This window comes from Serratia sp. D1N4 (genome assembly GCF_054552755.1).
On record NZ_CM137274.1, the window covers coordinates 3,302,615 to 3,326,923 of the forward strand.

The 24,309-nt window shown below is 50.3% G+C and carries 18 protein-coding genes and 2 tRNA genes; 7 read left to right on the forward strand and 13 right to left on the reverse strand.

Going from position 1 to position 24,309, the window contains the following annotated elements; all coding sequences use genetic code 11:
* Nucleotides 1-135 precede the first annotated feature (135 nt).
* Genes ACX1CU_RS14820 through tssB form a run of 6 tightly spaced genes read right to left on the reverse strand, consistent with a single transcriptional unit; the run spans nucleotide 136 to nucleotide 6,500 of the window.
* On the reverse strand, nucleotides 136-627 hold the full coding sequence (locus ACX1CU_RS14820) for an Hcp family type VI secretion system effector (protein ID WP_037396711.1): 492 nt from the start codon (nucleotides 625-627) through the stop codon (nucleotides 136-138).
* A gap of 2 nt (nucleotides 628-629) precedes the next feature.
* The gene (locus tag ACX1CU_RS14825; protein WP_459399046.1) at nucleotides 630-2,378 is read right to left on the reverse strand and encodes an OmpA family protein; all 1,749 of its coding nucleotides are present in this window, start codon (nucleotides 2,376-2,378) and stop codon (nucleotides 630-632) included.
* 8 nt (nucleotides 2,379-2,386) lie between these two features.
* Nucleotides 2,387-3,055, reverse strand: coding sequence for a type VI secretion system protein TssL, short form (gene tssL, locus ACX1CU_RS14830; RefSeq protein ID WP_459399047.1), 669 nt, complete (start codon nucleotides 3,053-3,055; stop codon nucleotides 2,387-2,389).
* Complete coding sequence (gene tssK, locus ACX1CU_RS14835) at nucleotides 3,052-4,401, reverse strand: type VI secretion system baseplate subunit TssK (RefSeq protein WP_459399048.1); 1,350 nt, start codon at nucleotides 4,399-4,401, stop codon at nucleotides 3,052-3,054. The genes tssL and tssK overlap by 4 nt, the downstream gene beginning before the upstream one ends.
* Nucleotides 4,402-4,425: 24 nt before the next feature.
* Nucleotides 4,426-5,973 (reverse strand): type VI secretion system contractile sheath large subunit, encoded by a 1,548-nt coding sequence (tssC, locus tag ACX1CU_RS14840; RefSeq protein WP_459399049.1) that lies wholly within the window; start codon nucleotides 5,971-5,973, stop codon nucleotides 4,426-4,428.
* Nucleotides 5,974-5,999: 26 nt separating this feature from the next.
* Nucleotides 6,000-6,500: a type VI secretion system contractile sheath small subunit gene (gene tssB / locus ACX1CU_RS14845; RefSeq protein WP_459399050.1), complete on the reverse strand. Its 501-nt coding sequence runs from the start codon at nucleotides 6,498-6,500 to the stop codon at nucleotides 6,000-6,002.
* 797 nt (nucleotides 6,501-7,297) lie between these two features.
* Here tssB and ACX1CU_RS14850 point away from each other — a divergent pair.
* On the forward strand, nucleotides 7,298-8,755 hold the full coding sequence (locus tag ACX1CU_RS14850) for an AMP nucleosidase (RefSeq protein ID WP_459399051.1): 1,458 nt from the start codon (nucleotides 7,298-7,300) through the stop codon (nucleotides 8,753-8,755).
* Between the two features lie 165 nt (nucleotides 8,756-8,920).
* On the opposite strand, the gene ACX1CU_RS14855 is transcribed toward ACX1CU_RS14850, so the two are convergent.
* Both ACX1CU_RS14855 and ACX1CU_RS14860 read right to left on the reverse strand, forming a co-directional pair.
* Complete coding sequence (locus ACX1CU_RS14855; protein WP_459399052.1) at nucleotides 8,921-12,169, reverse strand: FKBP-type peptidyl-prolyl cis-trans isomerase N-terminal domain-containing protein; 3,249 nt, start codon at nucleotides 12,167-12,169, stop codon at nucleotides 8,921-8,923.
* Nucleotides 12,166-12,609, reverse strand: a complete 444-nt coding sequence (locus tag ACX1CU_RS14860; RefSeq protein ID WP_459399053.1) for a hypothetical protein — start codon at nucleotides 12,607-12,609, stop codon at nucleotides 12,166-12,168. The genes ACX1CU_RS14855 and ACX1CU_RS14860 overlap by 4 nt, the downstream gene beginning before the upstream one ends.
* 1,052 nt (nucleotides 12,610-13,661) lie before the next feature.
* Here ACX1CU_RS14860 and ACX1CU_RS14865 point away from each other — a divergent pair.
* Nucleotides 13,662-13,737 (forward strand) — tRNA-Asn (locus ACX1CU_RS14865).
* 156 nt (nucleotides 13,738-13,893) lie between these two features.
* Here the strand turns inward: ACX1CU_RS14865 and alkB are convergent.
* Nucleotides 13,894-14,541, reverse strand: a complete 648-nt coding sequence (alkB, locus tag ACX1CU_RS14870; RefSeq protein ID WP_459399054.1) for a DNA oxidative demethylase AlkB — start codon at nucleotides 14,539-14,541, stop codon at nucleotides 13,894-13,896.
* Nucleotides 14,542-14,630: 89 nt separating this feature from the next.
* Complete coding sequence (locus ACX1CU_RS14875) at nucleotides 14,631-15,326, reverse strand: 4'-phosphopantetheinyl transferase family protein (protein ID WP_459399055.1); 696 nt, start codon at nucleotides 15,324-15,326, stop codon at nucleotides 14,631-14,633.
* 587 nt (nucleotides 15,327-15,913) lie between these two features.
* Here ACX1CU_RS14875 and ACX1CU_RS14880 point away from each other — a divergent pair.
* Entirely contained in the window at nucleotides 15,914-16,312 is a 399-nt protein-coding gene (locus ACX1CU_RS14880; RefSeq protein ID WP_459399056.1) for an ester cyclase, read from the forward strand.
* A 238-nt stretch (nucleotides 16,313-16,550) separates the two neighbouring features.
* Here ACX1CU_RS14880 and agp read toward each other — a convergent pair whose 3' ends face one another.
* Nucleotides 16,551-17,780, reverse strand: coding sequence for a bifunctional glucose-1-phosphatase/inositol phosphatase (agp, locus tag ACX1CU_RS14885; protein ID WP_459399057.1), 1,230 nt, complete (start codon nucleotides 17,778-17,780; stop codon nucleotides 16,551-16,553).
* Between the two features lie 311 nt (nucleotides 17,781-18,091).
* Between agp and ACX1CU_RS14890 the strand changes: the two genes are divergently transcribed.
* Nucleotides 18,092-18,167: transfer RNA gene (locus ACX1CU_RS14890), tRNA-Asn, on the forward strand.
* Between the two features lie 347 nt (nucleotides 18,168-18,514).
* On the opposite strand, the gene ACX1CU_RS14895 is transcribed toward ACX1CU_RS14890, so the two are convergent.
* Nucleotides 18,515-19,525 (reverse strand): zinc-dependent alcohol dehydrogenase family protein, encoded by a 1,011-nt coding sequence (locus tag ACX1CU_RS14895; RefSeq protein WP_459399058.1) that lies wholly within the window; start codon nucleotides 19,523-19,525, stop codon nucleotides 18,515-18,517.
* A gap of 142 nt (nucleotides 19,526-19,667) precedes the next feature.
* Here ACX1CU_RS14895 and ACX1CU_RS14900 point away from each other — a divergent pair, with 142 nt between their 5' ends.
* From ACX1CU_RS14900 to ACX1CU_RS14910, 3 genes are all read left to right on the forward strand, one after another.
* Nucleotides 19,668-20,564: a LysR family transcriptional regulator gene (locus ACX1CU_RS14900; RefSeq protein ID WP_459399059.1), complete on the forward strand. Its 897-nt coding sequence runs from the start codon at nucleotides 19,668-19,670 to the stop codon at nucleotides 20,562-20,564.
* 271 nt (nucleotides 20,565-20,835) lie between these two features.
* Entirely contained in the window at nucleotides 20,836-22,008 is a 1,173-nt protein-coding gene (locus ACX1CU_RS14905) for a p-hydroxyphenylacetate 3-hydroxylase oxygenase component (RefSeq protein ID WP_459399060.1), read from the forward strand.
* 20 nt (nucleotides 22,009-22,028) lie between these two features.
* Nucleotides 22,029-22,973: a p-hydroxyphenylacetate 3-hydroxylase reductase component gene (locus ACX1CU_RS14910; protein ID WP_459399061.1), complete on the forward strand. Its 945-nt coding sequence runs from the start codon at nucleotides 22,029-22,031 to the stop codon at nucleotides 22,971-22,973.
* Nucleotides 22,974-23,052: 79 nt separating this feature from the next.
* On the opposite strand, the gene ACX1CU_RS14915 is transcribed toward ACX1CU_RS14910, so the two are convergent.
* On the reverse strand, nucleotides 23,053-24,276 hold the full coding sequence (locus ACX1CU_RS14915) for a Bcr/CflA family multidrug efflux MFS transporter (RefSeq protein ID WP_459399062.1): 1,224 nt from the start codon (nucleotides 24,274-24,276) through the stop codon (nucleotides 23,053-23,055).
* Nucleotides 24,277-24,309 lie beyond the last annotated feature (33 nt).

Below are 24,309 nucleotides of genomic sequence, written 5' to 3' on the forward strand. Positions count from 1 at the left end.
GCGCTACCGCTCGCAGCCGTTAACCGAGGCCCGTAAGGTTATCTGATAAAAGTACGTTGTCTTTGCCTAATGCCTGCAACAGACCCTAGGAAAAAACAACAAAAAAGCAGACGGTAAAACCGTCTGCTCCAACATTTACGCGGTAGCGCGTTCATTCCAAGCATCGGAATGAATGATGTTGCCATCTTTGTAAGTCCAGGTGATTTTTTCGTAGCGCAGTTCCACCAGTTCCAGGTGATTGTGTTTCTCTTTGCCTGGATCTTTGATGTCGTGCATTTTCGGAGCTACTTTGACTACTTTGACGTTATCCAGCTTGGTGTTGAAATACTCAACTTCCTGGCCAGCATCATCAATGCGGTACCATTTGAACTCAGCCGTTTTCAAGGTTTGGCCGGTGGTCACCGCTTTGTACAGATACGGGCTGGATGCATCGATTTCCTTAGTAAATACGAAAGGTGTATGGATACGAGTTCCGGTCAGTTTGCCAGTGTTATTGTCAGTCGGGATGTACAGGCTATGATCCTGTGCCACCACTTCGATGCTCCCTTCGCGACTTTGCACGTCCACAGAACCTTTAATGTCCGCGCCGCCATCGTCCTTCAGCCACAGATAGACTGGAATTGCCATGTTTACTCTCCTTGATTATCAAAACCGCCCGCGTGTTCCGCCGGCGTTACACTGCCCGGCCCCTGGCAGGCATTCGCCTGAGGCACCAGACTAATTTCTACTCTTCGGTTTGCTGCCCGCCCTTCATCGGTATCGTTAGAAGCGATAGGTCGGGTTGCACCATACCCCTGCACGGCAAAACAGGTTGGTGAAACATCACTGGTCTGCAACATCCAGTCGCGTACCGATTCGGCACGCTTGAGAGACAGCATTTGATTCGCCTTCTCATCCCCGGTGATATCCGTGTGACCGGCCACCACGATCAGCCAGCCGGGCTTGGCTTTAATATTGATTAACGCTTCCACCAGCACTTTGGTGGAGCCGGTTTTAAGCTGATATTTGCCCGTATCGAACAGCGACAGGCTATCCAGCAACACGGTTTGTGGCGCTACCTGCGTGGGTGCCACTGGCGCATCGACTTTCTTTTCTTCAACCGGCGGTATGTAACCCCTGATAGCGGCCAATACCGGCTGTCGCAAACGCTCTCCAGGATATAAACCCAAGCCGAGATTAAGGGGAGCCCCTTCACGGTAATAATCATTAAGTTGCGCAGCATCAGCCCACAATATTTTCACAGCCCCCGCTTTAGCTTGCGTATCCGACATGGGGATAGCGCGATAGCGTTGCAAATCATCCGTAATCTGGCGTGACAGCGTGCGGTTTTGCCATGCGGAAGCATTCAGCGCGACCACCCCGGCAAGCGTGAATGCCCCTGCGGCGTAAACCACTGCGCGGCGTCGCGGGGTAAAACCTGATTGTTGTGGCAACAGACGCAACAACGGATCGGGGAAAGGTAATGAGAGGTTATCATCACCCTCGCAGCGGCTTTCTTCGCGGTTAAGCGTAGTTTTTTCCGTCAGCCACTGTTGCCATAGATTGGAAGCTGGCAATTCAGGCACCGCCGGAGAAAACGTCAGCGCCAGCGCCAAAGGTGAACAAATCGGCATAGACTGTTCACGGGTTAAGCACTGCGGCAGGATCTGCTGCGCTATCCACTGGGCCCAACTCTCAACCTCTATTGCCCGGTAGAGCTTCTGAGTTTGCTCAACGCTTTCCCCTTGCGCCACCCACTGCGCTAAAGGTTGTGCTGAATGTCCGTTATGCCAAACCGTCGCTGAAGGCTGGCCAGCTTTGAACTCGAACCATTCAACATGGTCGGTTGCAACATCAGATGCCACACCCACCGGCAGATAGCTGCATAGCAGCGCGGGGACGTCCGTCCCTGTTACACGGCGCATACGGGATAACTGATGGCGAAAGGTCTGAACTCGATTCGCCAATACCGCCAAGTCATTATGCTGTGATGGATTAACCAGCAACAGCGCGCTGAGTTGTGTTGCCCACTCAGGACGCAGGTTGAGCAATGCAGCTGCCGCTTCGGATAACATCGGCAGGTCAGACATTGCCAAATAGCAACCTTCCGGTGTTTCACGCACCGCTGCACCATCAAACATCTGTTCCAGCCCATCGCCACAGACCAATACGACAGGTTGACGATAGCGTTCAGCCGGAAGATGAGTTAGCCAGGCCGCGTTTATATCGGACTCAACCCGCGCGGAAACACGTGAACGCCCACCCCAGATCAACGCACCAAGGGTAATAACAACAATCACCACGGCACCGGTGAATTGGCCGACTGGGGTCAGAGGGAAATAGCCCAGGCACAGGACCAAAGCCAGCACACCGATCCAGAGCCACAACAACCGCTTCATTATCACGCTCACTCAGCGCCCCCTGGTAACAAGGTCGTGAGAAATTCCTGCAAATGCATATGCAACATCCACCAACCACCTGCCAGCACTAACAAGGCGAGAAAAAACCAGAAAACAGCCGACTGGAATAAACGGTATTGACGCCGTGGCCGGACATCCACCAGCAGAGGTGGTTGCAGGGCAATATCGTAGGCAGCCACTTGCTCACCAAGAGTCGTCATCAATTGCTCACGCGGTTGCTGCTGCGACTGACCGTGATAAACACCTTCGAACCCTAATCGTAATACCCGATAGAAACAGGTCAGCACGGACGGATCCGGCGCGGGCTCACGCAACACCTGGCGCATGCGCTCATACAAGAGTTCACCGGCCTGCAGCGTGTTGAAAAAATGCGTTTGTAACGGTGTCTGGATCCAGGTGGCATAACCTTCATCCTGCTTGCCACGCCCGAGAACGGTTTCATCCAGCAGCGCACATTGCGCATAGGTAATATGTTCAATACTTTCGGCGCTGTAACCCGCCTCAGTTAAGCGGTTTTGTGTCTCTATAACCTGCTGCAGACAACGTTGGTAAAGCGCTACCCCCTGCTGGGCGGGCACTCCTCGCCGCAACTCCACCACGATCAACCAGGTGTCATAGAGCAGGTTATCGATAGAAAGATCTTTGATTGGTTTCATGAGCGCAGTACCGCAAAGAGTTCAAGTTGCACATCTGGCAATGTACCCGGCACGTAGAACGCACAGACACCGGCTTCCAACATGCTTTTTGCCGCTGGATGCGTCAGATCAAAGGCGAAATACTGATTTTCCAATCGCAAAGGAATGGCAGCAGGTACATGACTCAGTGGAATCAGCGGCACACCGTTGAGTGCGATATTGACGATATTATTGACGTCGTCTGGCGTCCCGACCTTACACAACAGCGGGAACTGACGTTGCAACAGGTGTGCTGGCAAGCTGGATCGTACAGACAGGTAGAAGTCCGCTTCGTCTCGCAAACGTGGATCGTTGAGCGAGGCTTTCCATTGATTTTCGCGCACTTTTTCCAACTCAATCGCAATCACCCGCGATGGCAGACTGGCTTCCAATAAGGTACTGATAAGGTCAAACAACGGAGGGAAAACGCCGGTTAAATTTTCGTGCCGATAAGCCGGGATCGCGTCCATATCATGCTCAAGTGAGAATGTCAGCAAGGCACCGGCCAGCTTCACCAATTCACGATAAATAATCTCTGGGTGCAGAGCGGGGTGCGCCAGGAAGTCGTTCAGGACTGGCTCTTGGGTATTCAACGCATTGAGCAACCAAAACAGTGACACATCCGCCACGGCAAAATCTGCCATACGTTGGTTGCTTTCGCGGCGCATGCCCATCAGGCGGGTACGCTTCGCCCGTAACTGGACCAACAGACTGTCCAGCCGATCCAACAGACCTTTGTGCGCGTTAAAACTCAGCAGCGGCGGTACAAATTGTGTATCGACTGCCCAATTACCCTGCCCATCCTGCATCAGTCTGGCTAGCGGACAGGTCAGGTAATCACCATTCTCTTCAGAATCAAAACGCAAGGTTAATGCCAAGCGTTCTACTGCAATGGATTCCGCTTCATGACCAAACAGGTCCTGAGCGGCTACCCATTCCTGACGATAACGTATCGGCCGCTCTGCCTTTTCTTCCATCATCAGGCAGTTGCCGCCGTTGGCATGCAGCAACGGCAGCGCTAACAGAACCTCAACGCTACGTTGAGGCCCTGTCAGTATTTGTGTTAAATCAATTGCAGATGGCAGGTTATCCGTCACGTCAGTGTCAATCAAACTCCCGTCCGGCAGACGCAAACGGAGGTGCTGTGCCTTCAATCGATTAAGACGCAACGCATCTTGATCAAACTCGGCACACAACACCCCCCAAGGATGATTCAGCGACAGATGCGCAAGACAGTCATTAACATAACTTTCCCAACGCGCCTGCTGCTGAAATTGTTGAGGGGACAAAAACGCCCCCTCCGTCCACAACGGACGTAAGATTTTCATAACCTGCTGCTCCCGTATACCGACTTAGGCTTTCGCTTTTGGCATTTGGGAAACCAGCGACAGATTGACGTCCATCCCTTCGACCTGGAAGTGCGGTACTGCATACAGCTTCACGCGGAAGAAGCCTGGGTTGTCTTCAATGTCTTCCACTTCAACTTTGGCATCGCGCAGCGGATGAGACGCCTGCAGATCGTCGCCTGGATCGGTCATTTCGGTCACCAGTCCACGCACCCAGTTGTTCAGTTCCAACTCCAGCAGGCGACGATCTTTTGTCGTACCGATGTTTTCACGCTGAATCAGCTTCAGATAATGGGCAATGCGCGACAGCAGGAAGATGTATGGCAGACGTGAGTTGATACGGCTGTTGGCAGTGGCATCAGCGGTGTCATACAGCGCCGGCTTCTGCGTGGAGTTCGCCGAGAAGAAGCAGGCGTAGTCACGGTTTTTGTAGTAAGACAACGGAATAAAGCCCAGGTTGGCGAATTCAAACTCGCGAGTTTCCGGGATCATTACTTCCGATGGGATTTTCACCTGATTGCCCGTACCCAGATCGTACAGGTGGATTGGCAGATCGGTTACTGCGCCGCCAGCCTGTGGCCCACGAATCTGTACACACCAGCCGTTCTTGATAAAGCTTTTTACCATGTTGGCCGCAAATGCAAACGAAGCGTTGGTCCACAGATATTTTTCATGATCTGGGCCTTTCACTTCTTCAACATAGTTGAAGCTACGTACCGGCACAGTATCCGGGCCATACGGCAGACGACCCAGCACGCGTGGCATGGTCAAGCCGATGTAGCGAGCATCGTCGGTATCACGGAAGGATTTCCACTTGATGTACTCGGCACGATCAAAGTAGTTACCGATATCTTTAATGGCGGCGACTTCTTCCATGCTGGATTTGCCGAAGAAAGCCGGGCCAACCGCACCGATAAACGGCATATGTGCAGAAGCAGACACTTTGGAGATGTTACGCAGCAGGGCAATGTCTTGCGGGCCTGCGTCGAACTCATAGTTGGAAATCACCGCACCGATCGGCTCGCCGCCCGGGGTGTCATATTCCTGAATATATGCATGGCGGTACATTCCGCTCTGAATGATTTCTGGTGAATCTTCGAAATCCTGGCGCAGATCTTCCTTAGAAATATCCAGCACTTCAATTTTCACGTTCTGGCGGAAATCAGTGCCATCGACCAGTTGCTTCAGGCCACGCCAAGCGGATTCCACTTTCTGGAATTCCGGGTGATGCATCACCACGTCCAGTTGACGGCTGATCATCTGATCCAGTTCGGCAATGTGGTGATCCAGCAAGGTCTTATCCAGACGCTCCACTTTCTGACCAGACTGCTTCAGGCGCTCCAGGAATACCTGAACCGCTGCGGTGACACGCTCGTCAGCAGTGGTTTCGGACAATGCAGTATTGTCCTGATAGGCATCCAGATCGCCCAGTGCGGAGACTGGCGTCAGGTTGATTTTTTCAAACAAGGAAGCATAAACACTGCCTTCCTGTGGACGTTCCAGCACGGTGGTCTGGCTTTCCTTGGTGTTTTCAGTATTTACAGACATCAGCATACTCTCGTGTTAATCCAGCTCAGGGTTTACGCTTCTTTCGGGGCAAGCGCGGCCAGTTCAGCGCGCAAGTCAGCGCTTAACGATTCGTCTTTAAGAATGGCTTCCAGCTCTTTACGGAAGGTCACGTTATCCAGGAGGTTGGATTTGAGATCGCGCAGCAGATTGCGCATGGACAGGAGAGCACGCAGTTGCGGAATGTTGCGCGCTACCTGCTCTGGCTCGAAATCTTTCATTTCTTTGAACGTCAGGGCGATATTTTCTTCGCTCTTATCCCCTGCCAAGGTGTTTTCTACGATCAACCTGACTGAAGGATTGAATTCCGCCAGCACGCTGTCGAAGTTATTTTTGTTGACGGAGATTTTTTCGCGCTCAGACAACGCACGATGTTCCTGCCCGTTGCTGTAATCACCCATCACCATGAGTTTGAGAGGCAGTTCAACTTTTTTCTGTGCGCCACCGGTATGGAGGTCGAGTTTAATGTTTACGCGCGCGCGTGGTATCTCATTTTGGTAGCTGGAGGAGGCCATAACAGTCCTTATTCACTGAACGATTTAAGTAAGGACTGCCTGTTGGGGTGTTGAGCACAACGGCAATCCTTGCCAGACAAAAGCGTCAAACAGATGTTGCTATGCATTAACGACATGAACGCAGGATACTCATTCATTTCACGAATGAATACACATAAATACATCAAGTATATTTACGAAATAGCACAAAAAAGCGTGACGAATTTAAGCCACTGCAAAACATAAGATAATCTTAAGGAGATTATTATGTCAATATCAATTTTCCACCAGATATAAGACTAGTGAGTTTTATTTGCCGAATAATATGTCTTATTATTTAAGAAAAATCCAATCATAAAACCAGAAATGCGTACTGTATAAGAATCTGATTAATCAGGTTTCCACATTTCGCAATTGAATCATTTAAAAGCCCATTCTCATCTATTTTTCCTAAAAGTGATCTACATCAAGAAATTATGCGTACGGATAGCGAAAAACAGCCGATAAATATTCACATTGCGGATTATTTCTGCCAGCACAATTCACACCATGAATGATTTGGATTTCACTATAAGAACCTATCATAAATTATGATCGTTAATTGTTTACGGTATTCATTAATATTCTCAAAATATTCATTTGCGCCTGGTTATAATTGCAGCACTGTTTTAACTTTCCTGCTTAATTTTTATTTTCACCATTACCAAAAGCTTCTTTGCCGAACTTTTGAACACCGAATCATCTCACCTGATGTAGTGGCATGCATTCAACACCTGCATTACGCTATGCTGAAGTATCGCAAGAACCAAGGAAAAGCTATGAATAACAACTCAAACACAGCTCTGACTGCCCCACAAGCCCTCGATAAACTTGAGGCGATGTATGATGCATCGGTTTGCGCGCTACGTGGAGCCATCAAGGATTTCATCATTCATGGCACTCTACCAGACGAGCAAGCCCGCGCAGAAGGGCTGTTTTCTTACCCGGAATTGCGTGTTCGTTGGGATGGCGAGCCACCTAATAGCCCCAGAGCACGCGCCTACGGCCGATTTACCCGGCCCGGTAACTACACAACGACCATCACTCGACCGCAGCTATTTCGCCATTATCTTTCGGAACAATTGGCATTGTTAGAAAGCGAATATGCCGCAGTCATTGAAGTGGTTGCCTCTAAACAGGAAATCCCCTTCCCTTATGTGATTGATGGCTCCGATCTCACTCTGGATCGTTCAATGAGTGCAGGGATAACCAAGCATTTCCCCACCACTGAATTAGCCCAGATCGGCGATGAAAATGCGGATGGCCTGTTTTCTTTTGCCACTCATTTCCCGCTTTCACATTTTGATGCGCTGCGTACCGATTTCTCTTTGGCACGCCTGCGGCATTATACCGGCACGCCGGTAGAACATTTCCAGCCTTTTGTGCTGTTTACCAATTATACACGCTATGTGGATGAGTTTGTGCGCTGGGCATGCCGCCAGATTGCCAATCCAGACAGCCCTTACGTAGCGCTTTCCTGCGCTGGTGGCCACTATGTCACCGCACAAACTCCCAACCCAGAACAGACGGTGTCAGATCTCGCCTGGAAGAACCACCAAATGCCCGCTTACCATCTGATTGCTCGTGATGGGCAAGGGATCACGCTGGTGAATATCGGCGTCGGCCCCTCTAATGCCAAAACCATCTGCGATCATCTGGCCGTATTGCGTCCGCACGCCTGGCTGATGATTGGTCACTGTGGTGGTCTGCGCGAAAGCCAATCGATCGGTGACTATGTTCTGGCCCATGCTTATCTTCGTGACGATCACGTCCTTGATTCGGTACTGCCACCTGATATCCCTATCCCAAGCATCGCGGAAGTACAGCGTGCGCTTTATGACGCAACCAAGACGGTCAGCGGTATGCCAGGCGAAGCGGTTAAGCAACGCTTACGTACCGGCACGGTGGTCACCACAGACGATCGCAACTGGGAACTGAGATATTCCGCCTCTGCATTGCGCTTTAACCTGAGCCGCGCCGTAGCAGTAGATATGGAGAGTGCCACCATTGCCGCTCAGGGTTACCGTTTCCGGGTTCCTTACGGCACCTTGCTGTGCGTTTCTGACAAGCCGTTGCATGGCGAGATCAAACTGCCGGGCCAGGCAAACCGTTTCTATGAAGGCGCAATTTCCGAGCATCTGCAAATCGGAATTTGTGCGATCGAACTACTACGTGCCGAAGGTGAGCATTTGCATTCTCGCAAATTGCGCACCTTTAACGAGCCGCCTTTCCGCTAAATATCAGGCAGTAAGGCCCCAGGGCCTTACTGCCTATTTATCGTATCCATGCTCTCCTGACCATCTATCCTTCATGGTTTAGCGATGCGAACTTACGCTCACAAAACAGAAAACCCCGCATGTTTCCATACGGGGTTCTCTGTTTCCTACTTTCGATGACTGGACTCAGTGAGCCGCAGGTTCACTGCTCGCTGGCATAACATCCAGGATCCGCACGTTATAGACCATGGTTGCACCCGGTGGAATATCCGGTGCCATCCCTTTATCGCCATAGGCCAGTTCTGGTGGAACCACTAATGTCATGCTGCCATGGTTTTTCAGCTTATTGATTGCCTCACGGAACAGCGGTGGGTAAGCACTCAACGGTTGTGAAATAGAGGTGCCCGCCAGATCCATATCTTTGATCACCTTGCCATCGGTCAGGCTTTCTTTAACAACAACGGCAACCGTATCTGTATCACTGATGGTTCCATCACCTTTATAGTCTACGCGGTAGTAGAAGCCCTGCGGTGATTTAACAACCCGAGCCTGTTTCTTAAAGTTATCGATATATTTTTTGCCTGCTTGTTCATTCTTTGTTTTCACTTGCTTGTGCTGGGTATTTAGCTCCAACTCGCTTTCATACAGCGCTTTAGCGATTTGCTCTTTACTCATCTTAATCTGGCCTTTGAGCGTATCGGCAACCCCCGCCAACGCCAATTGCCGATCAACATCAACACCCTGAGATTTTTTGCTATCAAGCAAACTCACAATGTCGTTACCCAATGAGGTACCGATAGCATAATCACGTTTTTCCTGATCGGTTTTAGGCTCCGCTACGGTAGCTACGCTTTCAGGCTGCGTTTTCTTAGCATCTGCCAGGGCTTGCTGCGTTTTCTGCTCGCTGTCTTTGGTCTGCGCCGCCAATTGCTCTTGCAGCTTGGCACTCGCCTGCTGGCTTTCCTGCACGGTTTGTTGCAGTTGTGCCAACTGTTGTGCTTTCTGCTCACTATCTTTGGTTTGTGCCGCCAACTGCTCTTGCAGCTTGGCACTCGCCTGTTGGCTTTCCTGCACGGTTTGTTGCAGTTGTGCCAACTGTTGTGCTTTCTGCTCGCTGTCTTTGGTTTGTGCCGCCAACTGCTCTTGCAGCTTGGCACTCGCCTGTTGGTTTTCTTGCAACGTTTGTTGCTGCTGTTTCACCTGCTGTGCTTTCTGATCGCTGTCTTTAACCTGAGCGGCAAACTGTTCCTGTACTTTAGCCAGCGACTGCTGGTTTTCCTGCAACGTTTGCTGCAATTGTTTCAACTGCTGAGCTTTCTGGTCACTGTCTTTGGTTTGCACAGCGAGTTGCTCTTGCAACTTAGCCAGCGCCTGTTGACCCTGTTGCAACTGTTGTACCTGCTGGGTTTTCTGCTCATTATCCTTGGTCTGCGCGGCCAATTGCTCCTGGAGCTTAGCGCTCGCCTGCTGGTTTTCCTGCACGGTTTGCTGTAGTTGTTTCACCTGTAGTGCTTTTTGTTCGCTGTCTTTGGTTTGCGCCGCCAACTGTTCTTGCAGCTTGGCCAATGACTGTTGACCCTTTTGCAGTTGTGCTAACTGCTGAGACTTCTGTTCATTATCCTTGGTCTGCGCGGCCAGTTGCTCTTGCAGCTTGGCGCTCGCCTGCTGATTTTCCTGCAGCGTTTGCTGCAACTGCTTCAGCTGCTGCGCTTTCTGATCGCTGTCTTTGGTTTGTGCCGCCAACTGTTCTTGCAGCTTGACCAATGACTGTTGACCCTGTTGCAGTTGTGCTAACTGCTGAGACTTCTGTTCATTATCCTTGGTCTGCGCGGCCAGTTGCTCTTGCAGCTTGGCGCTCGCCTGCTGATTTTCCTGCAGCGTTTGCTGCAACCGCTTCAGCTGCTGCGCTTTCTGATCGCTGTCTTTGGTTTGCGCCGCCAACTGTTCTTGCAGCTTGGCCAATGACTGTTGACCCTGTTGCAGTTGTGCTAACTGCTGAGATTTCTGTTCATTATCCTTGGTCTGTGCGGCCAGTTGCTCTTGCAGCTTGGCGCTCGCCTGCTGGTTTTCCTGCAGCGTTTGCTGCAACTGCTTCAGTTGCTGCGCTTTCTGATCGCTCTCTTTGGCCTGCGCAGCGAACTGCTCCTGCAACTTGACCAACGCTTGTTGACCCTGCTGCAGCTGTTTCACCTGCTGGGCTTTCTGCTCGTTATCCTTAGTTTGTGCGGCCAGTTGCTCTTGCAACTTAGTCAACGCCTGCTGATTCTTTAGTTCACTATCCTTGGCCTGTGCGACCAAATTTCCTTGCAGCTTGGCATTAGCCTGTTGGCTTTCTTGCAGAGTCTGTTGCAGTTGCTTGACCAGCAGCGCTTTTTGTTCGCTATCTTTAGTTTGTGTAGCCAGTTGTTCTTGCAGCTTGGCCAACGATTGCTGACTTTGCTGCAGTTGCTTCACCTGCTGGGTTTTCTGATCGTTATCTTTGGTTTGCGCCGCCAACTGCTCTTGCAGTTTCGTGCTGGCTTGCTGTTTTTCTTGCAACGCAAGCTGTAACTGTTTTAACTGCTGCGCTTTTTGATCGTTATCTTTGGATTGCGCCGCCAGTTGGTCCTGGAGCTTGGTTAGCGCCTGCTGATTTTGCTGCAGTTGCTTCACCTGCTGGATTTTCTGATCGTTATCTTTGGTTTGCGCCACCAGTTGTTCCTGGAGCTTGGCGCTCGCCTGTTGCTTTTCCTGCAATGTTTGCTGCAACTGTTTCAATTGCTGAGCTTTCTGCTCGCTGTCTTTGGTCTGGCTCGCCAACTGCTCTTGCAGCTTAACCACCGACTGCTGATTTTGCTGTAGTTGTTTCACCTGCTGGGTTTGCCGATCGTTCTCTTTGATTTGTACTGCCAGTTGTTCCTGGAGCTTGGCGATGACCTGCTGATTTTGTTGCAGTTGTTTTACTTGCTGGCTTTTTTGCTCACTATCTTTGATTTGTGCCGCAAGCTGCTGCTGTAATCGAGCATTTTCCTGTTGGCTTTGCTTTATCTCCTGCTTCAACTGCGAGAGTTCTGCCGCAGATGACTGCTGCTGAGATTGTGCATTGCGCAAATGCTCAAGGGTAGCTTCTTGACTACTGATCTTTGCCTTTAATTGGTTGATCGTAGCCTGCAACGCCTTCATTTCGCGAATACGGCCACCGCTACTTTCAGCCGGCGATTTTGCCAGCACATTAGGTTTGCTGGCATCTTCATCTCTCGTTCTCGCAGGTTCTGCTTTCTCTATCTGCGAAGGCGTCAGAAACAGCAGTGCCGGTGCTTCATCCACCTGGCGTGTAATCGTGTCCAGTGAATTCAGCGTGTTGGCCTCAGAAGCACCCGCTTCTTCTGCCTGCACCACCCCCAGCGGTAACGCCAAGGTCAGTAAGGCACTGCAATAGATCCTGCGCTTTCTCATTTCACGCTTTCTCCTCGTTGGATCAAGCCTTGCAAGACGCTACGCTCAATATCGGCACAAATCTGGTTGGTCTTGAATTTATACAAGGCGTCGAGGGTTTCTTTGGTGTCGGTGTTCACATCTCCCCGCACGGCGCTATAGACGGAGGCGTTGCTCACAAGGCGATCAAACTGGGCTTTCTTGAGTGCGTAAGCTCTAGGGCTGACTTGTCGCAGTGCAGCCAATTCATTTTGACACAGGCCAATTTTGTTCGTTTTGGCTTCAGTTGGGGCTGGCGGTGGTGGTGACACGCTTATCTGTTGGGGAGGTGACTGTACGTTTGTAACTGGCGGTTGATTCTGCGATACAGTTCTTTTTGCCTGATTACTCTGGCAACCCGCCAGCAACAGACCACTGCACAATAACACACCTAAACAGAGGCTTTTTTGGCTGCTTATCATCAAAAAATTCCTTTCAAAAATTCCGTTATCGGTACGTCGAAACAGACGCTACCGGATATGACCCTGATGAATATGCTGTAAATTTTTCAACACTGATGGACAAAGCATTGAGTGGCGAAGTACCTCAGGCAAGTATCTACTGGCATGATACTTATAGTGTTTTTCGCTTAGTTGAGTCGCGTTTTCGCTATGTTTGCTACCGTTTATTGACTCAATGGAAGAATCATCCAATCCTTGCCGACACTCAACGATGGTTGGATAGAATAGCCCCAAACATCGGTTTCACAGCATACAACGGTTAGAAGAGCGAAATAATACTGATATTTTTGATATCCAGCAACCATCCGCAAGCACTTACCTACTGAAATGGCGTATAAAAAATGGTACTCACTCGACAGAAAAATGGATATCTAAAATCCAGGGAGCGGGTTCTCAATCATTTTGCCTTGCCGCAAAATAAGCTGCCCTAACCGGTACTAATAAAAATAAAGTTTTCTATTACAGGCAGATAAATATAATTTTTCATGAAATCAGTAAGTTACCACTACTTTCTGTATTCCTCTCCCCCGAAGCAGCGCTCATAAAGAGCCATGTATAGATATTTATCTCATCATAATCTGAGTTAATAGTGATTCACTCCATAACTGGCAAGTTAATCCATATTGACGCTACAGATTAACCAAGAAACATCTGGTGCACGTCCACAATATGGCAAAATAATGCCATATCAACAACTTGGTTATATTTGGATTATTTTCTTAATTAAAATAATCGCGGAAAATAACTAGATTAATCCTAAGTAATATTCTCAATTGGTCTACTATGCTTTTCTAGCCTTCCCTAAAGCGATTTTTACAAGTTCCGTATCAATGACGGCCACACAGCGCCGCTAGATTGCCCCGGCCTATTGGGATAACGTCAGGATTCGAGATGAGCCTAACACGCTATAAAACAAGACGATTTGCTCATTACATCGGCAATCGGAACATTTACACACTTTCATGCTTTACAAGGCCTATAGGCACCGTTATTATTCGCCCCGTTCACACGATTCCTCTGTAGTTCAGTCGGTAGAACGGCGGACTGTTAATCCGTATGTCACTGGTTCGAGTCCAGTCAGAGGAGCCAAATTTAACGCCATGAACTTTTAAAGAAGTTCGTGGCGTTTTTCATTTCAATACCTTAGCCAGCAACAAACGGCTATCAGGCCATCCAGAGTAATTTATGTGCCCTATCGACATAGCGCAGGTATTGCAGCGATAACGGCAACCTATAGTTATGAGGCTACCGCGCCTTACGCAGGGTGATGTTGATACGGTGTGAACCCACCAGCGAGTGATAACCTTCTTTTACCGGCAAAATGCCGTGAAAACACAAACGCGACGGGCCGCCCCAAACCACCACATCACCATGTGCCAATCGAATACGCTGCGTTCTATCGCTGCGCTGCAAGCCACCAAACTGAAATACCGCCGGTAGCCCCAGTGATACGGAAACGATCGGCGCACTGAAATCGTGCTCATCTTTATCCTGATGCAGTGACATTTTACTGCCCGGATCGTAACGGTTGATCAGGCAGGCATCCGGCACGTAGTGGCCAAATCCAGCTTGCTGTGCCGCCTCATCGGCCAGCACCATCAAAATTGCCGGGATCGGCGGCCAACGCTTGCCACTGCCAGGATCGCGTGCGGAATAGCGGTAACCTTGACTATCGCTGGTCCAACCGTTGCCACACCAGCTCATCGCCACCGACATGGTAAAACCACCTGGCGTGGTCATATGCCGCCACGGTACCTGTGCTACCACGGTGTGAACTGCGGCCAGCAATTCCGGGCCGTGGTCACGCACAAAGCCATGCAGCACGACCGCACCCGGCGCGATTTCCTCACGCCACGGCGGCGGTAATGCTTCTTCAAAGAGATCGAGCGTCATGATTAATGTCTGTATAAATACACAGTTGTATTCTAATCGCTCGGTACCACTTGTCCAGTAGTTGAACGCCACGTCACCATAATTCTGATTTAACAGTGAATCACTGTTGTTACAGCGTCACTTTTCAGCAAGAAATGCCCATTGAATCGGCGACCGGCATAGCATTGTGGCGTTAACGTTTTCAGCAACTCCAGTTCAAAGGTCTGTTGCTGCATGTCCAACTTGGTGAAACGCGCATCGAGGAAGTCAAAATAGCAGCATACTTGCGGATAAAGTGCCTTGAACAGACTCTCTTTGGCGGAAAACACCAGTGTCAACAATTGCTCAAAAGCCTGTGGCTGCTGGCGTAACCACCCATATTCCAGCTCACTGATAATCCCGCTCCATAAGTCTTCGGCACGTTTGGCGGGCATCAGTATTTCCACGTCGATGCCGATGCCTCCCAGACCGTTTTCTCGGTGGGCAGCACACAGCGCCGTATCTATATTATGACTGATCGCCCCAGCAATACCCTGCGGCCACAGCGGTGCACGGTCTTCACCGCGCAATAGCGTAAAATCATGATGCCCCAGTTTTGCCAGCACCTGCCGTGCCAGATAACGTCCGGCCAGATATTCTGCCCGGCGCTTTGTCACCGCAGGGGTTAAATGCTCAGGGAAACAGATCCCAGCCGACAGGAACAGTTCATCGCGATAAGCCGCCACAGAAAAATGGCAACGGGCAATCAGCCCTGGATAATCAGCAATCGTCAGCCATTCAATATGGGTAATAAAAGAAGAGAACACGCTTCGTCCGTGATAAAAGTGCAGATGAGGTAGTGTATACCTAAAGTACTTGGAGTTGCAGCTAGATGGCATGCAGGGTAAGTCTCATACCATAGTCTTCAGCCACTTACGCGGTATCACAACAGGCAATGATGATAAATCTTTAGTCAAAATTATTTAACAATAAAATATTAAGGGATATAGTCTATATCAGACCCTCATTTTTTGAATGACTCAGCCAATAATATTCAATTTGTTTTATAAAGGAATTCGCTATTCTTAATCACAACCAAGCGGTCTTCTGGTATTAACACATAGCTAACGCTTTTACAGATACTATGAATAAACCCGGGAATTTTTCCGCATGCCGGATTAACCCCACCCAATATAGGATAAAATGAATTATTATGAATAAAATTAATCAACCACTAAAATCAGCTATTGCATTAACATTTATAATCAGCATTGTGACCTTTGCTGCTGAAAATAAGCCAGATGATTTTTTCCGCAACGTCTGATGCCCATGCAGATCAACGCATTAATAAAAGTTTAGAGGAGTTTAAGGCGGAGAGAAAAACCGTAGAAAAAAACTCAGAAACTTTGATGACTTGGATTTTAATGTTTATAACCATCAGAAATGGGACGAAATAGACCGAAGCCATGCTGCGGACATTATCGTTCACTACCCTGATGGCACGGTGACAAAGGGTTTGAAAGAACATTTAGAGCGATCAAAGAAAATCTTTGCTTTTGCACCTGATACAGAAAACCCAATCCACCATGTACGTATTGGCCAAGGCGATTACACGGCCGTAACGGGTATATGGCGTGGGACGTTCACTAAACCAATGGTGTTATCAGATGGCACAGTCATTCAACCAACGGGTAAGCGTTTTGAAATCGAAATGGCAACCATCGGCCGATGGAATGATAAAGGCACCATGGATGAAGAATGGTTGTTCTACGATGATTATACTTTTATGAAGCAGCTAGGGTTGCTGAAATAGATTTATAGACATACACGTTTGTAGTAAATAAATTTTAATTATAGGGAGACTCGCCACACTTTTAATCATATGTGTATTACCTCCCTTGAAGCTCGAATAATTTTAGGTTTACACCTAATAAGTGCCACGCTATTTAATAGGAAATCGCTCAGCATGCCCCTAAGTAGGTAGGTAAAATCCCCGGCAAATACGCCGGGGATCTAAGTATAAGAGACAGTAGCAGAGGGGCAAAGCGAGGTTACAGGATCCCCTTCATAGTTTTTTCAAAATCGCTCCAGGCACAGAACCCCTCTTGATCCACCGGGCAACCCTCCAGCGCCAGGGTGACTCGCTGTGGTGGATTCTGTAGCGTCAGCGGCTCGGCATTACGCAACTGTTCAGTCGACTGATAAACATATTCAATCTTCAGCAGATCGCGATCGCTCTTGCCATCGTGCCAACGTTGAAAGACCAGTTTGCCACCAATCGGCGTTTTCTCATATTGATGTGGTAGTTGGTAAGGCTTGAATTGCATAGCTGAGAGCAACGAAGCAATGTTGGAATCATGCCCCACCAGCACGGTCAGCTTTGGTGAGCCGGCTTTGCGTTCGCTAATCAGCGCCGAGTTAATATAGGTCAGCAACGGTTTCGCCACGTTCTGCGCTACCACCGTTGAGGTAAACAACGAGTCCTGATAGCCGTCTTTCAGTTGTGCCAGTTGTTGCCATTGGTGCGGCGTCACGATCTTGCCCCAAGCGACGTTCTTCATCGGGAAGCCTTCATAATACTGCAACATAAAGGCATCCACCAACGAGTTGCCCACCTTCAGCGGGCCGGAAACCCCTGGTTCTTTCCCCGGCACCGCACTCATTTTGCTTGGTTCGGCGGTCAGATCGCACTGCTTGTCAGTTTTGCAGGCGGCAGAGTCCTTGTAATCAATAATTTGTGCCAGTTGCTCGTAGGAAGCATCCAACTTCAGCGAAGCCAGCTTAGCATTCATCGCGCTCAACGCTTGCTGGTTAAAAGCATCGCTATTATCGGTGATGATCGGGTTAAACGTGGGGTCCATTTCCCCCATTTTGTCCTGATGATGGACGCTGATATCACAGCCGGGAAACGCTCCGTTGCTAAAGAATTGGGCAGTAGCGACAGTCCGCTGCAAGCTGTTGGCATAGACATACACGCTGCCATCGGCTGGGCACCCTTCTTGCGGCAACACACCGGTCTGTTTCAGCCACGCGTTGAAATAGTGGCCCATATACACTTCCAGCACGCCGCCTTTGGTGGTCAGCAACCCGCCTGGGGTATCCCATTGTGGCCAGGCTTTTGGCGTTGATTGTGCCAGTACGCTGCCGTTGTTCGCCAAGGGCGCACGCAGGTTGTGTCGGCTCATCACCAACACTTGCTGTAGTTGATAATCTTGAGTTTCAGCGATCGCAGATCCGGTGAACAGCAGTGGCAGGCAAAGTAACAACGTTGATTTTTTCATCCGCAGAGGCTCCTGAAAAGTGATTATTTTTAATAGGTTAACGCTCAGCGAACTATGATGGCGGGGTTAGGCATAAAAGTATGTGAGGAGTATCACGGGGAGGGAGTGCAACAGCGGCCGGCAGTGGCTAACAGTAAGCCCGCTGATTAGCGAAAAACCTCCGCGTCAGTGGCGTTAAAAATGTGCGTAATGAGCTAAATCTGCTAAAACCTCAACAAGTTGCGCATTCTGTAAGCAAACAGTCACAGAATGCATAATCCGCCTTTGACTTCCCTCTGGCCCCCCGTTATGATTCCGCTTGTTCACACGATTCCTCTGTAGTTCAGTCGGTAGAACGGCGGACTGTTAATCCGTATGTCACTGGTTCGAGTCCAGTCAGAGGAGCCAAATTTAAAAAGCCCGCTTAAGGAAATTTAAGCGGGCTTTTTGCATACCGAATACCCGTAGCTAGGTCGGATGGTTTATGAGCCCCTGTAATATTTTTCATAGGCTATGAGAGCACCTAGAATTTTCGCAGACTCTAACGAGCGAACAAGATTGCTACACACGATAAATGCGCATTGATTGATCTGCTCAACGGCTATCTGTGGTGGTGGGTACATCTTATTGATACCCGCAATAGTGTATTTCTCAACCCAAACGCCGAACTCTGCAGCATTCAATGTACTTTGCCTGTCGATTTGAGGTTTTCCATGTCTCATCAGAACGATTTTCAATCAAGTTCTCCCGCTACGTTAATGACTGATAACTATTTTCCCAACATGCTGACGTGAATCAAAACGCTGCCAGGCCCGTTTGGCTTCAGCAAACGGAAAGACGCTATCAATAACGGGCATGATTTTGTGCTGCGTAAACGCCCGGTTCATCTGTTCAAAATCGTCACGCGAGCCCACGCTGATCACCCGAAATCGAGCGGTGCTTTTAAACAGGCTGAAGAAATCTATAGCAACCGCATCCTGAGCGACAAATCCGATCAGCGCCAGTTCGCCACCGATGCAGATAGAGAGGATGGACTGATTCAACGTGCCCGGCCCCCCGACTTCGATCACCCGATTAACCCCTTTTCCAGCGGTTAAACGCAGAACCTCCTGACTCCATTCAGGGTGCTGAACATAACTGATAACCTCATCGGCACCCAGCGCTTTCAACTGTGCGGCTTTGGCTTCACTAGAAGTGGTAGCAATCACTTTTGCTCCCATTGCTTTTGCCAGTTGGATGGCAAACATTGAAACACCACCAGAACCTAGAGTTAATACCGTATCACCGGCTTTAATCGGTCGATCGCCGTTCAATGCCGCCCAAGCGGTAACTGCGGCACAGGGCAGGGTTGCGCCCTGTTCGAAGCTGAGATAGTCGGGTAACGATAGCAGTGACTCCTCGCTGACGACTTTATATTCGGTCAGCCAACCGTCGCGGTCACTACCATAAAGTTCATCACGGGCTGAAGCCTGAAAATCTCCGCCAAACCAGCGTGGCGTAAAGCTATTCACGACCCGATCGCCGACCTTAAAGCGTTCGACCCGTTCGCCCACTTGTATCACTTCACCGGCGGCATCGGATAGCGGGATATTTCCAGGGCTGGACGGTAACGTGTATTGACCTTTGATAATTGCCAGGTCGCGATAGTTAAGCGATGTGGCACGCACCCGAACGAGCACTTCCCGCGCCTGAGGTACCGGCATGTCTTCCTGATGAAGCGCTAAGTGGTCAAGATTGCCAAACTGTTCGAAACGGTAACTTTGCATGATGTTATTCCCTATTGCGACAAACGTTTTACCCACACTCAAGCGGGCTAATACTTTCATGACAGCGATAGATAAAGTCTAGACAAGGTTAATTAATGCAACTAGATTGAAAAATTGAATCTTAAATTCCGAATATGAAATCATGCTGGATGAATTAGCGCTATTTGTGAGCATTGTTGAAACAGGGAGTCTGCGAGCAGCGGCGGAAAAAGCGTCGATTCCTGCACCTACGCTGACGCGTCGCTTGCAGAAGTTAGAACAGCATCTGGGTTGCCGCCTGCTGCACCGTAGCGCCCGCCGAATGACGCCGACCCGTGAAGGCTGGCAATATTACGAACAGTGTTGCCCGTTGGTACATTCTCTGCAGCAGGCAACGGCAAAGCTCGATGTGACGCTGCATCAGGTCAGCGGCCTGATCCGGGTACTGGCTCCAGCAGATTTAGCCAATGACAACCTGGCTCCGGCCTGGATGTCGTTTTTGAGGCGGTATCCAGAGATCCGGCTTGAACTGGAGCTGAACAATTACACGCAGGATCTGATCGGCAGCGGCGCAGATGTGGCAATCCGCGTGGGGGCTCAGCCTGATTCGTTACTCAATATGCGAAAACTGGGGCAGAGCCAGGAAGTGATGCTGGTGGCCTCTCCTGATTATCTGGCGAAAAACGGCATGCCTGAATCGATGGAAGAGCTGAAGCTGCGGGATTTGGTGGTCAGCGCGCCGTTATCTACTTGGGATATACGACACAGCCAGAGTGGGGAAACCGTCCGCTGGCAACCGCAGGGGAAATTTTGTGTTAACGGCGTTTATCTGGCACTGCAAGCAACGCTGGCAGGATTAGGGATTCTGTTTTGCCCAGTCAGTTTGTGCCATAGCCCATTACAGCGTGGTGAACTCGTCCAGGTACTACCGGAATGGCAAGGTGCCCAACGGGAAATTTATGCGGTATGGGCACAGCAGCGGTATGTTCCAGCCAGAGTCAGGGCGCTGATTGAGCATCTGGCAGATTTTTGCCGACAGGATCCCCAGTTGACGATGTAAATATTTTGCATCGGCTCCACTCCCCCGATGCGCCTCAAACGCCCTATGGCAGCTTCAATGACGCAGGTGTCGTCAGATCACACTTCCAATATTTAACATGAAAAGTACAATTTTTTACCTGAATGTTACATTCCATTAAAATATCTTTATCGCATACTCGTCGAACGACCACCACATGGGGCTTAACACCTGATCCCGCTTCCTGAGCTGCTTTAAAGGGCGGTTGATGAAGGATTAGTTGCCGTATATCTACCATTCCTGAGGGAGTTCGATGATGAAAACACCTAACCCAATGCTGGAAAAATTACTGCCCATTCTGCCACTGATCGCTGCCAATGCCGCAGAGGCAGAAAGAGAGCGAAAAGTGCCTGACGAAAATATCCGGCTATTAAAAGGAATAGGCATGCACCGTGTTTTCCAGCCGAAACAATACGGTGGTCTGGAAATCTCCTTGCCGGAATTTACCGATTGCGTCGCCGCACTGGCCGGTGCCTGTGGCGGCACCGCCTGGGCTTTCAGCTTGTTGTGCACCCACAGCCATCAGTTGGCGATGTTTTCCGCCAAGCTACAGCAAGAGATCTGGGGAGAAAACCCGGACGCCACCGCCAGCAGCAGCATTGCCCCTTTTGGCCGGATTGAGGAAGGCGAAGGCGGCGTTTATCTGAGTGGCGAAATGGGCTGGAGCAGCGGCTGCGATCATGCTGAATGGGCGATTGTCGGTTTTCGCCGCAAAAACGCCGCCGGTGAACCCATCTATAGCTTTGGCGTGATCCCACGTAGCGATTATGAAATCCGTGATGACTGGTATGCGGTAGGTATGCGCGGCAGTGGATCCAAGACCTTGATTATCAACCAGGCCTTCATTCCCAATCACCGCATTGAGGCCGCTCAAGACATGATGCAGGGGCGTTCTTCGGGTTATGACCTTTATCCTGACAGCAATATTTTCTACACGCCTTATCGTCCCTATTTTGCCTGCGGTTTTGCCGCTATCAGCCTGGGCGTGGCGGAGCGAATGTTGGTGGCATTTAAGGAAAAAACCCAAAACCGCGTGCGCGCCTACACCGGAGCCAGCGTAGGCACGGCAACCCCGGCGCTGATGCGCCTAGCAGAATCAACCCATCAGGTTGCTGCTGCCCGGGCCTTCCTGGAGAAAACCTGGGCAGAACATGCCGAGCACGGCAAGCGCCATCAATATCCTACCCACAACACCCTGACTTACTGGCGTACCAATCAGGCTTATGCGGTGAAAATGTGTATTGCGGCGGTGGATCGCTTGTTCAGCGCAGCAGGAGCCACCAGTTGGATGGAAAACAATGAAATTCAGCGTCTGTTCCGCGACTCGCATATGACCGGGGCACATGCTTATACCGATTACGATGTCTGTGCGCAGATCCTGGGCCGCGAACTGATGGGGTTAGAACCCGATCCAACCATGGTGTAACAAGCCGGAGAACCTATTTGATGACAAATCACACAGACAATGCCCTGGATCCTCGCGCATTTCGCCGTGCGCTGGGTAACTTTGCCACCGGAGTGACGGTCGTGACCGCTGCAACCCCGGATGGCACCCGCGTGGGCATGACAGCCAACAGTTTTAACTCAGTGTCGTTGGATCCACCGCTGGTGCTGTGGAGCATTGATAAACGCTCCGGCAGCTATTCGGTCTTTGAGCAAGCCAGCCACTTCGCCATTAATATCTTGGCCGCCGATCAGGTGGATTTATCCAATCGGTTTGCCCGCCCCAGCGAGGATAAGTTTGCTGGCGTGGAGACTGAAACCGGTGCAGGGGGTGCACCTTTGCTGGCCGACTGTGCCGCACGTTTTCAGTGTGAAAAATACCAGCAAGTTGACGGTGGCGATCACTGGATCCTCATCGGTAAAGTGGTAGCGTTTGACGATCTGGGCCGTGCGCCTTTGGTGTATCACCAGGGATCCTATTCCATGGTCTTGCCTTATCAGCAAGTATCGGAACGGGCTGCGGATAGCCCGGTGGTTAGCGCCAGGCAAGAGCGCCTTAATCAAAATGTCTACTATTTACTCACGCAGGCGCTGCGTAGCTATCAGGCCAGTTACCAGCCCAAGCAACTTTCTACTGGATTGCGTATCAGTGAAGCCAGAATGCTGCTGGTGCTGGACAGCGATGCCTGCCTTGATATGACGGGCCTGATGGCAGAAGTGGCCATGTCGAGCAGAGAGATTGAAGAGGCACAGGAAACCCTACGTCGTAAAGGGTTGATATCGAGCACTGAAAACGGCTATCACCTGACGGCCGCCGGTGAACGGCAGGCCGAGGTGTTAAGGGATATCGCCGCTAAACAGCAGGAACAGATGTTGAACGCTTTCTCTGCCGATGAAGTGGAGATCTTGAAAAAGCTATTGCGCGGGATTATTGCCAGCGCCAATTAAAAACACCGGGCTATGCCATCATTCGTCTTATCTAACCGGCACGACGAATGATGGCGCGGTCATCACCAATCCCTGTTACTTACTCTTCTTTTTCAGAACTGACCGAGTGCACTTGCGGGCGCAAACGAGCCACGGACATCCGCTGCCCTATCCAGCCAAGCGCCGCGCAGACTGCCATCACCAGCGTCATGGCAAACGGCGTGTCATCCTGTAACCAGGAAACCGCCAGGCTCGCCAATGCCCCCATGCCAAACTGCAGCGAAATCGCCAATGCGCTGGCACTCCCCGCCTGTTGGCCACGCTGTTGCAGCAATAACGACAGGCTGTTGGTGCCAATAGCATTCACCAACGACATAAACAGGACAATCAGGATCACCAGAACCGTCAAACTCTGTTGATGGAATACCAATAACAGCAGGCCAAACAGAACCTGAGCGCTGCTCTGGATCATCAATAAGCGTGGCAGGCTATAGACTTTCAGCATCCGCACGTTGAGCAACAGCACAGCAATCATACCGATAATATTGCAGCCAAACAGCAGGCCGTAATATTGCGCGGGAATATGAAAATAGCTGATGTAGACAAAGGGGGAACCACTGATAAAAGCAAACATACCCGCAAAGGAAAACGCCAAGGTGGCGATAATGCCCATCGCCTCCCGGTCCCTCACTAGCAGGCAGTAGCTGTGGAACGCCTTCAGGATGTTGCCTGAATGCTCGGGCCGCGCTTTTAATGTTTCAGGCAATACCCATAACACCAGTAAGCCACTGATACAGCCAACCACCGCCAGCAGCATAAAGATGGCCTGCCAGTCAAAAAACGTTAGCAGAGCGCCACCCAGCAACGGGGCCAGCAATGGCGCAATCATGGTGACTAGCGTCATTAACGATAAGACGCGCGGTAGTTCGTCGTGGGTGTAAACATCCCTGGCAATGGCGCGCGCCATTACTACGGCTGCCCCGCTGCCAAAGGCCTGTAAAGCGCGTAAAGCCACCAGTTGCTCAACCTGCGTCACCTGCGTACAGAGCACGCTGGCAATCACAAACAGCAGCATGCCGCTCAACAGCAATTTCCGCCTCCCCAGCCAATCGCTAAGCGGCCCGTACAGCAACATACCAACGCAAAAACCGGCGAAAAACGCCCCCAGCGTATACTGCATCTGCCCTTGCGTTGCCTGTAACTGCTGGCCCATAGCGGGTAAAGCGGGCAAATACATATCGATCGACAGCGGGCCAAAAGCCACCAGCGAACCCAGTAACGGGATCAGCCAGCGTGGTGGTCGACTAGCGAAGGCAGACGGCATAGCCATTCCTCATCATAAACAACCTCTTATAAC

What these genes read in the sequence shown, in the direction of transcription:
- ACX1CU_RS14820 (WP_037396711.1), bottom strand. Translation starts at nt 627, where the DNA reads ATGGCAATTCCAGTCTATCTGTGGCTGAAGGACGATGGCGGCGCGGAC.
- ACX1CU_RS14825 (WP_459399046.1), bottom strand. Translation starts at nt 2,378, where the DNA reads ATGAAGCGGTTGTTGTGGCTCTGGATCGGTGTGCTGGCTTTGGTCCTG.
- tssL (WP_459399047.1), bottom strand. Translation starts at nt 3,055, where the DNA reads ATGAAACCAATCAAAGATCTTTCTATCGATAACCTGCTCTATGACACC.
- tssK (WP_459399048.1), bottom strand. Translation starts at nt 4,401, where the DNA reads ATGAAAATCTTACGTCCGTTGTGGACGGAGGGGGCGTTTTTGTCCCCT.
- tssC (WP_459399049.1), bottom strand. Translation starts at nt 5,973, where the DNA reads ATGCTGATGTCTGTAAATACTGAAAACACCAAGGAAAGCCAGACCACC.
- tssB (WP_459399050.1), bottom strand. Translation starts at nt 6,500, where the DNA reads ATGGCCTCCTCCAGCTACCAAAATGAGATACCACGCGCGCGCGTAAAC.
- ACX1CU_RS14850 (WP_459399051.1), top strand. Translation starts at nt 7,298, where the DNA reads ATGAATAACAACTCAAACACAGCTCTGACTGCCCCACAAGCCCTCGAT.
- ACX1CU_RS14855 (WP_459399052.1), bottom strand. Translation starts at nt 12,169, where the DNA reads ATGAGAAAGCGCAGGATCTATTGCAGTGCCTTACTGACCTTGGCGTTA.
- ACX1CU_RS14860 (WP_459399053.1), bottom strand. Translation starts at nt 12,609, where the DNA reads ATGATAAGCAGCCAAAAAAGCCTCTGTTTAGGTGTGTTATTGTGCAGT.
- alkB (WP_459399054.1), bottom strand. Translation starts at nt 14,541, where the DNA reads ATGACGCTCGATCTCTTTGAAGAAGCATTACCGCCGCCGTGGCGTGAG.
- agp (WP_459399057.1), bottom strand. Translation starts at nt 17,780, where the DNA reads ATGAAAAAATCAACGTTGTTACTTTGCCTGCCACTGCTGTTCACCGGA.
- ACX1CU_RS14895 (WP_459399058.1), bottom strand. Translation starts at nt 19,525, where the DNA reads ATGCAAAGTTACCGTTTCGAACAGTTTGGCAATCTTGACCACTTAGCG.
- ACX1CU_RS14900 (WP_459399059.1), top strand. Translation starts at nt 19,668, where the DNA reads ATGCTGGATGAATTAGCGCTATTTGTGAGCATTGTTGAAACAGGGAGT.
- ACX1CU_RS14905 (WP_459399060.1), top strand. Translation starts at nt 20,836, where the DNA reads ATGATGAAAACACCTAACCCAATGCTGGAAAAATTACTGCCCATTCTG.
- ACX1CU_RS14910 (WP_459399061.1), top strand. Translation starts at nt 22,029, where the DNA reads ATGACAAATCACACAGACAATGCCCTGGATCCTCGCGCATTTCGCCGT.
- ACX1CU_RS14915 (WP_459399062.1), bottom strand. Translation starts at nt 24,276, where the DNA reads ATGCCGTCTGCCTTCGCTAGTCGACCACCACGCTGGCTGATCCCGTTA.